Raw genomic sequence first — 13,161 nt, 5'->3', positions numbered from 1 at the left:
AGCCCCGGAACACGGTTGTTCCGGGGCTTTTGCGAATCCGGCGCAGGAGACGGCTAGACGTTGAAGCGGAACTCCACGATGTCGCCGTCCTTGACCACGTATTCCTTGCCTTCGAGGCGGGCCAGTCCCTTGTCCTTGCAGGCCTTGAAGGTGCCGTGCTCCAGGAAATCGGCGTATGCGATGACCTCGGCCCGGATGAAGCCCTTCTCGAAGTCGGAGTGGATCACGCCAGCGGCCTCCGGAGCCTTGGCTCCCTTGCGGACGGGCCAGGAGCGGACTTCCTTTTCCCCGGCCGTGAGGAACGAGATCAGTCCGAGCAGCTCGTAGGTCTTGGCGATGATCTTGTCCAGGGCGGTTTCCGTGATTCCCAGGTCGTCCAGGAACATCTGCCGCTCTTCGGGGTCTTCGATCTCCGCCAATTCGCGCTCCAGCTTGGCGGCCACGGCGAGATGCTTCTGGCCGGGCTGGTCCTCGGGCAGGGAGAGATCGGTGTAGTTGGACTCGCTGCCGTTCCAGACGTACAGGATCGGTTTGCCGGAAAGAAAGGCGAAGCCGCGCAGCTCCGGAACGTCGAATTCCTCGATGCCGCGCAAGGGCGTTTCGTTTTCCAGGGTTTCCAGGGCCTTCTTGAGCAGGGCTTCCTGTTTGGGGTCGTAGCCGGGCGCGTTCTTCTTCTTGTCCAGAACCATGCGCTCCAGCTTCTTCTCGATGACGGCCATGTCCGAAACGATCATGTCCGCCTCGATGGCCTGCCACTGGGCCTTGGGATCGTTCAGGCCGGAAAAGGCGTCGAGCACCGCCAGCAGGCAGTCGTAGGAGCGGATTTCGCTGAGCACGCGCTCGCCCAGGCCGGTTCCCTTGCCCCCGCCGCCGGGAATGTCCAGGTACTCGATCTCGCTGTATGTCACCTTGCGGGCGTTGAAAAGCTCGATGAGCGGGTCGAGCCGGGGCTCCGGCACCTTGACCATGGCCCGGTTGCCGGAAAGGGCGGCCTTGCCCGCCAGGGCGGCGAAGAGGTCGGTCTTGCCTGCGCCCGCGAAACCGAATATTGCGGTCTTCATGTCTGAAATCCTCGTACTGATGCGTTGTGCGAAAGCAGGGCGGTTCTACATGATTCCCGTGCGGAAGCAAAGCCCCGCTGCCGGGCGGGAAAACCGGGAGGCGGCGTGATGCGCCACGTCTATCTCATCGGCGGCAGAGCCAGCGGGAAGACCACTCTGGGGCGTCTGTTGGCCGCCCGGCTGGGCTGCGGATTCACGGACACGGACGAGCTCGTGGTCGAGTCGGTGGGCATGCCCATCGCCGAGTATGTCGCGGCCGAGGGCTGGGACGCCTTTCGCGACCGCGAAACCGAGGCGCTGGAGCGCGCCGGGGCAATGCCGCCCCTGGTGGTCGCCTGCGGCGGGGGCATTGTCCTGCGTCCGCGAAATCGCGGGATGCTTCGCTCCGGCCTGTGCGTCTATCTGCACGCCCCCGCCGAAGTGCTGGCCGCGCGTCTTGCCGCCGATCCCAAAGAGGCGCAGCGCCCATCCCTGACGGGAAAAGGGCTCCTGGAAGAGGTGTCCGAGGTGCTGGCCGCGCGCGAAAAGCTCTACCGCGAGTGCGCGTCTGCCGTTCTGAACGCGGACTCGGATCCGGACACCCTGCTGGACCTCGCCCTGGCCGCGGCTCGTTCCGGAAGCTGACCCCTTCGGGTTGAGCTTTCACGGAACGGAGAGTACAAGCCGTTATGCGCTCCAAATTGCTCACGCCCTTTTGGCTGCCCGTATGGTTTTTCATCGTGGCCATTCTGGTGGGCGGTTTTCTCCTGCACCTGGATACGGCCCGAATGCCCGGCGTTGCCCCCTTGAGCCGTCTCGACGCGCTCTTCACGGCCACCTCGGCGGTCTGCGTCACGGGGCTCGTGGTGGTGGATACGGGCTCGTACTTCACGACCTTCGGCCAGGGCGTGATTCTCGTGCTCATCCAGCTCGGCGGACTGGGCGTGATGACCTATTCCAGCCTGGTCTTCTTTCTGCTGGGCCGCCGCGTCTCCCTCACGGACCGTCTGGCCGTGAGCAAGACCCTGCTGCACGATCCCTCCTTCAAGCTTTCGCAGTTCCTGGTGCGCGTGGTCATCGGCACGCTGTTCGTGGAATCCGTGGGGGCGCTGACGCTTTATGCTCTCGATCCCGTGGGCTTCGGCCCCTGGTCCGCGCTGTTCCATTCCGTTTCCGCCTTCTGCAACGCGGGGTTCGGACTGTACCAGGACAGCTTGATGCAGTGGCGCACCAACTGGGGCGTGAACTTGGCCTTCATCATTTTGATCACCCTGGGCGGCCTCGGATTCTACGTCCTGCACGACTGCTCGATCTACATCCGCAAGCGCATCGCGCTGCGCGGCCGGATCACGGCCAAGCCGCGTCTTTCCTGGCACACGGGCATCGTGCTTTCCACCAGTCTTTTCCTGGTGGCGGCGGGCACCGTGGCCATCTTCGCAGCTGAGGAAATGGGCGGCTATCAGGTCGGCTCCTGGAGCGAGGCTCTGCTTTCTGCGCTTTTCCAGTCCGTTTCCTGCCGCACCGCCGGGTTCAATACCGTGGACATCGGGGGCATGACCAACGTCTCCCTGCTGTTCATGATCGGCTTGATGTTCGTGGGCGGCTCGCCCGGTTCCTGCGCGGGAGGCGTGAAGACGACCACGGCCCGCGTGATGTGGGGGTTCATCGTCACGCAGTTCCGGGGCGGCGAGCAGGTCCGCGTGGGACGCTTCGCCCTGGACCGCCAGGCCATGAGCCGGGCCTTCACCCTGGTTGTCCTGGCCGGAGTGCTGGTCTGCGCGGCGACCCTGGCCCTGAACATCACGGAGGGCGGAGACGCCCCCCACGACCAGGCCCGCGGCATATTTCTGGAAACCATGTTCGAGGCCATGTCCGCATTCGGCACCGTTGGCCTGACGACGGGCATGACCGGCACGCTCTCGCCGGTGGGGCGGACCGTGGGCATTCTCCTGATGATGGTCGGCCGTCTCGGCCCGATCTGGCTGCTGTCGGCCCTGGCGAGCTGGCAGGAGCTGCCCCGCTATCAAATTCCTGAGAAAGACCTGCCCCTGGGGTAGGGGGGAGACGCCATGAGCAAGCGAATCGAAGTCGGCATCGTGGGGCTCGGCAAGTTCGGGTTCTCGCTGGGCGAGGCCCTGGCGGAGCTGGGGCACGACGTGGTCGGCGTGGACATGGACGGCGGCCGGGTGCGCCATGCCCAGGAAAAGCTGACCCAGGTCTTCCAGGCCGACGGAACGGACAAGAAGGCCCTGGAACAACTGGGCTTCAAGGATTTCGACTACGTGGTCGTGTCCATCGGCCGTTCCATGGAGGCCAGCATCCTGGTGGCCCTGAACCTTCAGGATCTCGGCGTGGACAACATCTGGGTCAAGGCCGTGAGCCCCGAGCACGAGAAGGTGCTCAAGCGTCTCGGCGTGGACTTCGTCGTCTTTCCGGAGCAGTTCGTGGCCCGCCAATTGGCCCACAGACTGGCCGTGCCCGGCCTGCTCGACTACCTCGCCCTGGGCGAGGGCGTGCTCGTGCGCGAGGTCGTGGTGGAGAAGTGGAGCGGCAAGACGCTGCGCGAGCTTCAGCTGCCGGCCAGCCGCCGCGCCCAGGTCGTGGCCTGGAAGCGTGTCGGGGAACGGCGGTTCAGCTTCGTGCCCAGCGCCGACGAACCCTTGAACAAGGGCGACGTACTCGTGGTTCTCGGCGATGCCGAGGACGTCATCAAGGTGACGGGGTAAGCGATGAGCGGCAATACTTTCGGCGAGATCTTCCGGCTGACCACCTACGGCGAATCCCACGGTCCCGGCCTGGGCGGGGTCATCGACGGCTGCCCGGCGGGCATCCCCCTGGACGAGGCCGCGATCCAGGCCGAACTGGACCGGCGCAAGCCCGGCCAAGGCCCGGCCTCCACGGCGCGCAAGGAGTCCGACTCCGTGCGGCTGCTTTCGGGCGTGTTCGAGGGCGTGACCACGGGAACGCCCATCGGCTTCCACATCGCCAACGAGGACCAGCGTTCGCGGGACTATTCCAAGATCAAGGACGTGTTCCGGCCTGGGCATGCGGATTTCGGATTCCAGGCCAAGTTCGGCCTGCGCGACTATCGCGGCGGCGGCCGCTCTTCCGGCCGGGAAACCGTGTCGCGCGTTGCGGGCGGCGCCGTTGCCCAGCAGCTCCTCCTGGCCGAGGGCATCGCCGTGCATGCCTACACCGTGGAACTCGGAGGCATTCCGGCCCGGCTCGACGATCCCCGCGACTGGATCGAAGCCCAGGAGCGTCCGTTCTTCGCCGCCGGCCCCCGCGACGCCGAGCGTTGGGAGGAGCGGGTGCTGGAGGTCAAGAAGCGGGGCGACACCCTGGGCGGCGTGGTCGAGGTGCGGGCCGTGGGATTGCCGCCGGGCCTGGGCGAACCCGTGTTCGGCAAGCTCGACGCGCGGCTGGCCGGGGCGCTCATGAGCGTGGGCGCGGTCAAGGGCGTGGAGATCGGCGCGGGCTTCGCCGCGGCGCGCATGCTCGGTTCCGAGAACAACGACCCCATGACCCCGGACGGATTTCTTTCCAACAACGCGGGCGGCGTGCTCGGCGGTATTTCTTCCGGCCAGGACGTGGTCGTCCGGGCGGCGGTCAAACCCATTCCCTCCATCGCGCTGCAGCAGCGGACCGTGACCACCGACGGAAGCGAGACCACGATTCAGATCGGCGGGCGGCACGACATCGCGGCCATTCCCCGCATCGTCCCCGTGCTCAAGGCCATGGCCGCCCTGGTCCTGGCCGACCTGCTGCTGCTGGATCGGCGGCTCGGGCGCGAGCGGTAAGGCCCGGTCATGGCCGGGCGTGCTGAAATGGTGCTGGTGGCTGGGGCGAGCGGCTATCTCGGCGGGCACGTCGTCCGGGAGCTGCACCGGCAGGGCTACCGCGTTCGGGTGCTCGTCCGCACCCCGGAGCAGGCCGATCTGCTGCGGGAGGTTTCGGACGAGCGGGTCGTGGCCGAGGTCACCCGGCCTGAAACCCTGCAAGGGGTCTGCGACGGCGTGGACTGGATCTTCAGCAGCGTGGGCATCACCCGGCAGAAGGACGGCCTGACCTACATGGACGTGGATTACCGGGGCAACCGCAACCTGCTGGACGAGGCGTTGCGGGCCGGAGCAAAGCGTTTCCTCTATGTTTCGGTGCTGCACGGCGACCGCCTGCGGCATCTGGCCATCACAGCCGCCAAGGAGCGCTTCGTGGAGGAGCTGCGCGCCGCCCCGATTCAGGGCTGCGTGGTCCGACCGACGGGGTTTTTCTCGGACATGGACGACCTGCTGCGGCTGGCCGGGTGCGGGCGGGTCTGGCTCTTCGGCGACGGGAGCTTCCGGGCCAACCCGGTGCATGGTTCGGATCTGGCCGAGGCCTGCGTGCGCCAGCTGCGGGACGCCGAACCCGAACGGACCGTGGGCGGGCCGGAGGTTCTGCGCCACGACGAGATGGCCGGGGCCGCGTTCGCCGCACTGGGCAAGCCCGTGCGCATTTCCTTCCTGCCCCTTTGGCTCGTTCCTCCGCTGCTCTGGCTGCTGCGCCGCCTGACGCCGCTCTCCGTGTACGGACCTCTGGAGTTCTTCCTCACGGTCTTCAGCCGGGACATGGTCGCGCCGACCTTCGGCAGCTGGACGCTGGCCGCGCATTATCGCGAACGCGCCGCAACGCTCGGGCGCGAAGCCTCCTGATCTTGCTCCTGCCTGCTGTCCGGAAACGGAAAAGAGAAAGGGCCGGCATCATGCCGGCCCTTTTCGTTTTCGGAATTCGGTGCGGAGCAGCGTCAGGCGTTGTCGGACGCGAGCTTTCCGCCGTGGGCGTACTTGACCATGAAGAGGATGAAGGACGCCGCGGCAAAGACCACGCCGATGACCGTGGAAGTGGTGAAGTCCAGGTTGAAGCCGATCTGGGCGCTGGCGATGAAGGCCACGCAGACCGCGGTCATGAAGGTCGCGGGAACCGTGGCGATCCAGTGCAGCTTGCCGCGCTGGGCCAGATACACCGCGGAGGTCCACAGGACCAGGGCGGCCAGGCTCTGGTTGGCGAAGCCGAAGTAGCGCCAGATGGTCGAGAAGTTCTGGGTGGAGATGATGTAGCCCAGGACGAACAGGGGCACGGCGATCAAAAGACGCTTGGAAGCCTTGCTCTGTTCCATCTTGAAGGTCTCGGCCACGATCAGCCGGGTGGAGCGGAACGCGGTGTCGCCGCTGGTGATGGGCAGGACGATGACCGCGATGATGGCCAGGGTGCCGCCGACCGCGCCGAGCAGCGAGTTGGACACCTCCGCGACCACGGCTGCCGGGGATCCGGCGCTGATCACGGCCTGGAGGGCCTGGGGGTTGTCGTAGAAGGACAGGCCCAGGGTGCACCAGATCAGGCCGATGATGCCCTCGATGATCATGGAGCCGTAGAACACGGAGCGGCCTTCCCGTTCGTTCTTGACGCAGCGGGCCATGAGCGGCGACTGGGTGGAATGGAAGCCGGAAAGGGCAGAGCAGGAGATGGTGATGAACAGCAGGGGCCAGATGGGCTTGTCCGCCGGGTGGAAGTTGGTGGCGAAGTCCAGGGTCGGCAGGATGGCGTGGGGGCTGACGAACAGCGCCACGGCCAGGGCCGTGGTCATGCTCAGCAGCAGCAGGCCGAGCAGCGGGTAGATGCGGCCGATGATCTTGTCGATGGGCAGGATCGTGGCCAGGAAGTAGTAGGCGAAGATGACCGCCACCAGGATCGGGGTGTCGATGCCGGTGATGCCGTTGAGCAGCTTGGCCGGGCTGAGCACGAAGACCACGCCCACGAGCATCAGCAGCACGAAGGAGAAGATCCGCATGACCTGGCGGGCGGACATGCCCATGTATTCGCCGACCACCTCGGGGATGCTCGCGCCCTTGTTGCGCACGGAGAGCATGCCGGAGAAGTAGTCGTGGACCGCGCCTGCGAAGATGCAGCCGATGACGATCCAGATCAGGGCGACGGGGCCGTAGAGCGCGCCCAGGATGGGACCGAAGATGGGGCCGATGCCGGCGATGTCCAGCACCTGGATGAAGATCAGCTTCCATTTCGGCATGGGCGTGTAGTCGATGCCGTCTTCCAGGGCATACGCCGGGGTGGTCCGGTTCGGCTCGATGCCGAAGACCTTTTCGACGAAGACGCCGTAGGTGAAGTAGCCCGCGATGAGCAGGCCGACGCAAAAGAGAAAGAAGAGCATGTCTAACCTCCGAAAGATTGATGGAGAACCCATGGTTCTTTTCGGGAGGTCTAGATCCTGGTCTTGACCGCTGCAATGCGGTCCGCTTCAGATGACCGTTTCCTTGCCTGAAATGCCTTCGACGTCCGACGAATCGTTCCGGCCCCGGAAGGCCGAAGCGCTTCAGGCCGTCGGTGCGGAGCGGTCCTGCGCTGGGTCCATGGCGGCGCGCATGGGGCGGGGAGGGATGGCGAAGCTCACGAGCGTGCCCTGGCCCGGCGTGCTGCTGATGCTCAGAGAGTATTCCGGTCCGTAGATCTGCTCCAGGCGCTGCGCGCAGTTGCGAACGCCGATGCCCTCGCGGCAGGATTCCAGCTCGGACTTCTTGAGCAGCGAGCGGACCTTGGCCTCGTCCATGCCGCCGCCGTTGTCCTCCACGGCCACGTGCAGCAGGCCGTCCCGTTTCTCCGCCCGGATGATCACCAGGGCGCCGCGAACCTTGTTGGTGAAGCCGTGACGGATGCAGTTCTCCACCAGAGGCTGGATGATCAGCGGCGGGATGGGCCAGCTGGTCAGCGTCTCGTCGATGCACCATTCCACGTTGATGCGCTCGCCGAAACGGGCCTTCTCGATGGTCAGGTAGGAGCGGACCTGGGCCAATTCGTCCGAAAGGGGAATGAATCCCCGGCTAGAGTCCAGGTTTTTGCGCATGTATAAGGAAAGATCGGTCATCAGCTCCTGGGCCTTTTCCGCGTTGGTGCGGCAGAAGGCGCTGATGGTGTTCAGGGAGTTGAAGAGGAAGTGCGGGTTGATCTGGGCCTGGAGCCTGCGGATTTCGGCATGGGCGAGCATGTGTTCCTTGATGCGCAGATCCTCCAGCTCCAGCTGGGTGGAAAATAGGTTGCCCAGGCCCTTGCCCAGCTCGTAGAGCGTGTTGTTCAGGGGGGTCGTCTCGCTGCCGTAGAATTTGAGCGTGCCCACGATCAGCCCGGCCTTGGTCAGGGGCACGATGATGGCGCTGGTGTGCGGGCAGTCGGCCACGTCGCAGCCGATGCCGCCTCGGTCCGTGATGAAGCGGGGTCCGCCGGTGCGCAGCACCTCGCGCGTGGCTTCGGTCTTGATGGGCGAGGCGGGCAGGTGGTGGTCGTCCCCCTCGCCCACGTGGGCGAGCACGTTGCGCGTGTCCGTGATGGCCACGGCCGCGAGGCGCACGTGGGTATGCAGGATCAGGGCGGTCTGCCGGGCCGATTCGAGATTGAGGCCGGAACGCAGGTGGCTCACGGTCATGTTCGCGATGTCCAGAATCTGTTGCGCGTGCAGGGATTCCCGTTTTTCCCGGTCCTGGAAGAAGACGTTGATCAGTTCCACGAAAAGGGCCGCGCCCAGGGCGTTGATGATGATCATGGGCGGAGCGATGACCTCCACGAGCCGCAGCGCCTCGCTGAAGGGGCGGGACAGTGCCAGGACGAGAAGCATGTGGCAGGATTCGCCCACGATGGCCAGGGGCGCGGCGATCTGCCAGGTCATGGCCCGCTGGCCGATGCGGTAGGAGATGTAGCCCGCTGTCGCGCCTTCGAGGAAGGTCGCCAGACCGCAGGGAACGGCGCTGAAGCCGTGCAGGTCGAAAAGCACCCGGTGCAGGCCCGCGATGAGTCCCGCGCCGATGCCCACGACCGGCCCGCCGAAAAGGCCGCCCGTGATTACGGCCATGGCCCTCAGGTTGGCCACGGACTGGAACACGGAGTTGCCCGTGTAGGTGCCGACGATGCCGAAGGCCCCGAAAAAGAGGATGAGGATCAGGGTCTTGTTCTTGTTCTGCCGCCGGGCGAAGCCGAATTTGCGTACCGGCGCGAAGGTGAGCAGGAGAAACACGGCCCCGGCCAGCAGGCCGAAGCGTTCCGCAAGGATGATGACGATTTCGAGGGCTTTCACGGTGCTTGCCTTGTTGGGGGGGCGAGGGCGGTCAGATGCCGAGGAGGGTTTTGAAATCCTTGACCCGGCTCTTGCTGAGCACGATTTCCACGGCTTCGCGATGCCGCATGGTGATCACGTACTTGCCGTTGAGCCAGGGGGAATAGCCGCGCACGTAGTCGAGGTTGATCAGCTCTGAGCGGTTTGCCCGAAAGAAGCCTGCTCCGGCTAGGCGTTCCTCGATCTTCTCAAGGGTGGCCTCGCTGGGGCAGCTGTAGGCGTTGTCCGGAGTGTGCGCGACAACGCGGCGGTCCTGGCAGCTGAAATAGAGAACTTCGTCCGGGGTCAGCAGGATGTTCCTGCCCGCGTCTTCGGCCTGGATGCGGACCATGCCCGGCCCCAGGCCCATTTTGGCAAGCAGCGCCTCCAGGCTCCTGTCCGGGGCGTCCTGGCGGGGGCGTTCGAGCAGCGCGCGGACCCTTTCCAGGGTTTTCTCCAGGCGCTGCACGGAAATGGGCTTGAGCACGTAATCCACGGTGTTTTCCTCGAAAGCGCGAATGGCGTGCTCGTCAAAGGCCGTGGCAAAGACCACCAGCGGCGGTTTCGCCATGCTCATGACTTCCTTGAGCACCTGGAAGCCGTTCTTGCCGGGCATCTCGATGTCCAGGAATACGAGGTCGGGTTGTTCGCGCAGGATGATTTCGGGCGCGTCCGGTCCGGAATCCACGGCTGCGGCAAGCTCGACGTCCTCGAACCTGGAAAGCAGATATTCCAGCTGGCCCAGAGCGGGCGGTTCGTCGTCCACGATGACGGTGCGGATGTGTTTTGCGTCCGGCATAGTTGCTGTCCCGGAAAGGGTGATCGATGGGGAAGGGAAAGTATGTAGAGCTGGCCGGGTTGTCAATTGTACCTTTGTTCGAGAGTCTTGCTGCGATAATTGATAATAGGTAGTATAATCTCGGCATTGAAGGAGGAGCGACATGCCGGACGAGATGTTGTTGAAGGAATTCGGAGTGCTGCGCCAGCCTGGAGCGGAGGCGGCGCTGGAATACGCCGCGGCGCGGGGGAGCGTGCAGGCCGAGCTGGAAGCGGTCATGGCCGAGCGAGGCGCGCGATCCGCCTATTATCCCGAACATCTTTCAGCAATGATGCAGGACAATCTTGCGAATCATTTCCGTTATATGGATTCCGTGTTCCAGCTATACGACGTGCGAAGCTTCGTCGAGACCGTGACCTGGGTGTTCGCCACCTACATGGGCCGGGGCGTGCGCGCGGAGTATTGGAAGGCCATGCTCCCGGAATGCCTCGACATCCTCCGCCGCCGTCTGACGCTGACATCCTTTGCCGAAATCGCGCCGTTCTACGAGGCGTTGCTGCGAAACGTGGACCGCTTCGCGTTGGCGCGGGAGCGGTTCGATTTCGGGGCGGGCGCGTTCTTGCCGAAGGATGAAGCGCATGAGGCGTGAAACGAATTCCATTCTGGATCAGCATGACGATCTGTCCGTTCGGGAGCTGGCGCACAAATATTTTCATCTGCTGCTGGACGGAGAGCGCCGCGCCGCGTCGGAGTTGATTCTCGACGCCGTGGCGAGGGGCACGGACATTCGGGACATCTACCTCGGCGTGTTCCAGCCCGTGCAATACGAAATCGGCAGGCTCTGGCAGGCCGACGAGATTTCCGTCGCCGCGGAGCACTACTGCACCGCCGCCACCCAGCTGATCATCTCCCAGCTCTTCCCGTACATCGCCGCCAGCCCGAAAATCGGTCGGACCATGGTCGGGTGCTGCGTCGGAGGGGAACTCCACGAACTGGGCATGCGGGTGGTCTGCGATTTTTTCGAGATGGAAGGGTGGAATACCTTCTTTCTCGGAGCGAACACGCCTGACGACGCCGTGATCGCGTCGCTCCGGGAGAGCCGGGCCGAGCTGCTGGGAATATCCGTGACCATGACCTACAACGTCCACCTCGTGCGCCGGCTGGTGGCCGCCGTGAAGGCTTCGGACCTGAACGGACGGGTGCGGATTCTGGTCGGCGGCCTGCCCTTTCAGCTCAGTCCGGGACTGCTGGCCGACGTCGGCGGGGACGCCACGGCCCGGAACGCTCTCCATGCGGTCCGGGTGGGGGCGAGGCTCGTGGGAGGGGGCGCCTGATGTTCCGAGGAGAGACGCAAGGCGGCGTGGTCTTTTGCTGCGATGGGGAAGGCCGTGTGAAAGACGTGCTCGCCGACGATCTTGGGCTGTTTGACCGGGCCGCGCTTCCGAGTCGGTTCGAAGACTTGCTCGACGTCGCCTCGCGGGAGAAGTATCGCGCGTTTCTCAAGGCCGTGACCACGCACGGGGCCGCGCTATCCTGGGAATTGAACGTGCTTCTGGAAAAGGGGCCGGAGGCCATGAGTTTTTTCGGCTTCTTTTCGGAGGAGCGGGTCTTTTGCATTGTTTCCAGGTCGCCGCACCAATTGTTCCAGCTGTATGACGAGCTGCTGCGGATGCTCAACGAGCAGTCCGAGCGTCTGCGCGCCTCGCAGAAAGAGTGCGCCCAGCTTCGAAGCAGCGACGACGCCCGCTATGCCGATTTCATGAGCCTGAACAATGAACTCGTGAACGCCCGCCGGGAACTGACGCTCAAGAATTTTCAGATCGAGGCCCAGGAGCGGCGGATTCGTTCGATCATCAACGCGGTTCCAGAGGCGTTGTTCGTGGTGCTGCGAAGCGGCTGCGTTCGCTTCGCCAACCAGGCGGCCTTGTCGCTGTTCGACGGTTGTCCCGAATTGGGAGAGCGATGGTTGCCCATGATCCGGGAATGCGTGAGCGAATCCGGCGAGGTCTGCATGCTCGGAGACGACCGTGTGAACATGGAGCTGCGCGCCACGGAAATAGAGTGGGAGGGGGAGACGGCTTTCCTGGTTTCCATGCGCGACGTCACCGCCAGAAATCGGCTGGAGGAGGTGCGCGAGGAGATGGACCGCATCGCCAAGCATGACATCAAATCCCCGCTGGGAGGGATCATCGGCCTTTCCGGAATGCTGCGCGAGAGCAAGGAGGTTCCGGAAAAGGAGCGCGAGCTGATGGGGATGATCCAGGACGCGGGATTCCGCATCCTGAACATGGTCAACCGTTCGCTGGACCTCTACAAGATGGAGCGGGGAACCTACGTCCTGGAGACCGGGGACGTGGATCTCGTGCCGCTGGTGCTGCGGACCCTGAACGAGCGCGAACCGCTCGCCTCCGCGCGCCAACTGGGAATGGACGTGTCCCTGAACGGCCGGCCCCTGGAAAAAGGCGACAAGGCCGTGGTTTGCGCGGACGAGGCGCTTTGCTATTCGATGCTGGGCAACCTCGTGACCAACGCCGTGGAGGCGTCCCCGGCAGGGGGCATCGTACGTGTGGAGCTGGAACAATCGGAGACGGGAACCCTGATCCGCATCCTGAATCAGGGGGCGGTGCCGGAGCAGATCCGCGATCGTTTCTTCGAGAAATTCGTGACCGCGGGCAAGCGCTACGGCACGGGGATCGGTACCTATTCCGCCCGGCTCATCGCCCGGACCCTCGGCGGCGACATCGCCATGCGAACGGACGAGCGGACAGGAACGGCGGTGACGATTCGGTTGTCCTGATCCTGATCACTTGTCGGGCTTGAGCCGAACGGCCGTGCCGTAGCAGGAGTAGTAGCGGTCCCCTTCGGGGTGGAAGCTTACGGATTCGCGGTAGGCCAGCACCGCGTCGGCATTCACGTCCATGGCCTGGGCCACGAGGCCGTAAAAGGCGTTGTCGAAGGTGAAGGAACGGCAGACGAGCAGCCCGAAGGTGCCCTGAACCTGACGATTGGGCATTTCGTCGGTGGTCACGATCTTGACTCTTCCGGCCAGATACTGTTCGCGCGCCACGGCGATGCGCTGGTCCTGCCTGTCGTCCTGGGAGCGGGTTCCCTTTTTGGGCGCGCCGAATATGAGGGGCATCGTTTTCTCCTGCCGTTTCAGATGATCGGAACTTGTACCGCAAGAAACCCCGGCGGCGCAAGCCCTCGGC

13 protein-coding genes are annotated in these 13,161 nt (G+C 64.6%); 8 read left to right on the top strand and 5 right to left on the bottom strand.

The window, feature by feature from the left end; genetic code table 11:
- Window positions 1–53 precede the first annotated feature (53 nt).
- Window positions 54–1,061: a DUF933 domain-containing protein gene (locus tag G452_RS0111355; protein ID WP_022662382.1), complete on the bottom strand. Its 1,008-nt coding sequence runs from the start codon at window positions 1,059–1,061 to the stop codon at window positions 54–56.
- Window positions 1,062–1,169: 108 nt separating this feature from the next.
- On the opposite strand from G452_RS0111355, the gene aroL reads away from it, so the two are divergent.
- From aroL to G452_RS0111330, 5 genes are read left to right on the top strand one after another with little or no spacing between them, the layout of a single operon-like run.
- Window positions 1,170–1,685 carry a shikimate kinase AroL gene (gene aroL, locus G452_RS0111350; protein WP_027189203.1) on the top strand — a complete coding sequence of 172 codons (516 nt, stop codon included), beginning with the start codon at window positions 1,170–1,172 and terminating at the stop codon, window positions 1,683–1,685.
- A 44-nt stretch (window positions 1,686–1,729) separates the two neighbouring features.
- A complete protein-coding gene (locus G452_RS0111345) occupies window positions 1,730–3,097 on the top strand; it encodes a TrkH family potassium uptake protein (protein WP_022662380.1) in 1,368 nt (455 codons plus the stop codon).
- A gap of 12 nt (window positions 3,098–3,109) precedes the next feature.
- Complete coding sequence (locus G452_RS0111340; protein WP_022662379.1) at window positions 3,110–3,766, top strand: potassium channel family protein; 657 nt, start codon at window positions 3,110–3,112, stop codon at window positions 3,764–3,766.
- A gap of 3 nt (window positions 3,767–3,769) precedes the next feature.
- Window positions 3,770–4,840, top strand: coding sequence for a chorismate synthase (gene aroC / locus G452_RS0111335; protein ID WP_022662378.1), 1,071 nt, complete (start codon window positions 3,770–3,772; stop codon window positions 4,838–4,840).
- Window positions 4,841–4,867: 27 nt separating this feature from the next.
- On the top strand, window positions 4,868–5,731 hold the full coding sequence (locus G452_RS0111330) for an SDR family oxidoreductase (RefSeq protein WP_211213496.1): 864 nt from the start codon (window positions 4,868–4,870) through the stop codon (window positions 5,729–5,731).
- A 92-nt stretch (window positions 5,732–5,823) separates the two neighbouring features.
- Here the strand turns inward: G452_RS0111330 and G452_RS0111325 are convergent, their stop codons facing one another.
- From G452_RS0111325 to G452_RS0111315, 3 genes are all read right to left on the bottom strand, one after another.
- On the bottom strand, window positions 5,824–7,245 hold the full coding sequence (locus tag G452_RS0111325; protein WP_022662376.1) for a carbon starvation CstA family protein: 1,422 nt from the start codon (window positions 7,243–7,245) through the stop codon (window positions 5,824–5,826).
- A 162-nt stretch (window positions 7,246–7,407) separates the two neighbouring features.
- The gene (locus tag G452_RS19225) at window positions 7,408–9,156 is read right to left on the bottom strand and encodes a LytS/YhcK type 5TM receptor domain-containing protein (protein WP_022662375.1); all 1,749 of its coding nucleotides are present in this window, start codon (window positions 9,154–9,156) and stop codon (window positions 7,408–7,410) included.
- Window positions 9,157–9,187: 31 nt separating this feature from the next.
- Window positions 9,188–9,973, bottom strand: a complete 786-nt coding sequence (locus G452_RS0111315) for a LytR/AlgR family response regulator transcription factor (RefSeq protein WP_022662374.1) — start codon at window positions 9,971–9,973, stop codon at window positions 9,188–9,190.
- Between the two features lie 142 nt (window positions 9,974–10,115).
- On the opposite strand from G452_RS0111315, the gene G452_RS20670 reads away from it, so the two are divergent.
- The 3 genes from G452_RS20670 to G452_RS20665 are packed head-to-tail and all read left to right on the top strand — an operon-like array spanning window position 10,116 to window position 12,749.
- On the top strand, window positions 10,116–10,601 hold the full coding sequence (locus tag G452_RS20670; RefSeq protein WP_022662373.1) for a hypothetical protein: 486 nt from the start codon (window positions 10,116–10,118) through the stop codon (window positions 10,599–10,601).
- Window positions 10,591–11,286 (top strand): cobalamin B12-binding domain-containing protein, encoded by a 696-nt coding sequence (locus G452_RS19215; protein WP_022662372.1) that lies wholly within the window; start codon window positions 10,591–10,593, stop codon window positions 11,284–11,286. Before G452_RS20670 ends, G452_RS19215 begins: the two co-directional genes overlap by 11 nt.
- Before the next feature lie 56 nt (window positions 11,287–11,342).
- Window positions 11,343–12,749, top strand: a complete 1,407-nt coding sequence (locus G452_RS20665) for a sensor histidine kinase (protein WP_162141303.1) — start codon at window positions 11,343–11,345, stop codon at window positions 12,747–12,749.
- 6 nt (window positions 12,750–12,755) lie between these two features.
- Here the strand turns inward: G452_RS20665 and G452_RS0111295 are convergent, their stop codons facing one another.
- Window positions 12,756–13,091, bottom strand: a complete 336-nt coding sequence (locus G452_RS0111295) for a hypothetical protein (RefSeq protein WP_022662370.1) — start codon at window positions 13,089–13,091, stop codon at window positions 12,756–12,758.
- Between the last annotated feature and the right edge of the window lie 70 nt (window positions 13,092–13,161).

It is taken from the genome of Paucidesulfovibrio longus DSM 6739 (assembly GCF_000420485.1).
GTDB classification, from domain to species: Bacteria; Desulfobacterota; Desulfovibrionia; order Desulfovibrionales; family Desulfovibrionaceae; genus Paucidesulfovibrio; species Paucidesulfovibrio longus.
Note: the sequence above shows the minus strand (reverse complement) of the source record. Positions and strands in the feature narration are given on the sequence as shown.

Bases quoted from the DNA above. Each gene is read 5' to 3' on its own strand.
- G452_RS0111315 (WP_022662374.1), bottom strand. From the start codon at position 9,973: ATGCCGGACGCAAAACACATCCGCACCGTCATCGTGGACGACGAACCG.
- aroC (WP_022662378.1), top strand. From the start codon at position 3,770: ATGAGCGGCAATACTTTCGGCGAGATCTTCCGGCTGACCACCTACGGC.
- G452_RS20670 (WP_022662373.1), top strand. From the start codon at position 10,116: ATGCCGGACGAGATGTTGTTGAAGGAATTCGGAGTGCTGCGCCAGCCT.
- G452_RS0111345 (WP_022662380.1), top strand. From the start codon at position 1,730: ATGCGCTCCAAATTGCTCACGCCCTTTTGGCTGCCCGTATGGTTTTTC.
- G452_RS19215 (WP_022662372.1), top strand. From the start codon at position 10,591: ATGAGGCGTGAAACGAATTCCATTCTGGATCAGCATGACGATCTGTCC.
- G452_RS0111325 (WP_022662376.1), bottom strand. From the start codon at position 7,245: ATGCTCTTCTTTCTCTTTTGCGTCGGCCTGCTCATCGCGGGCTACTTC.
- G452_RS0111295 (WP_022662370.1), bottom strand. From the start codon at position 13,091: ATGCCCCTCATATTCGGCGCGCCCAAAAAGGGAACCCGCTCCCAGGAC.
- G452_RS0111355 (WP_022662382.1), bottom strand. From the start codon at position 1,061: ATGAAGACCGCAATATTCGGTTTCGCGGGCGCAGGCAAGACCGACCTC.
- aroL (WP_027189203.1), top strand. From the start codon at position 1,170: ATGCGCCACGTCTATCTCATCGGCGGCAGAGCCAGCGGGAAGACCACT.
- G452_RS0111340 (WP_022662379.1), top strand. From the start codon at position 3,110: ATGAGCAAGCGAATCGAAGTCGGCATCGTGGGGCTCGGCAAGTTCGGG.
- G452_RS0111330 (WP_211213496.1), top strand. From the start codon at position 4,868: ATGGTGCTGGTGGCTGGGGCGAGCGGCTATCTCGGCGGGCACGTCGTC.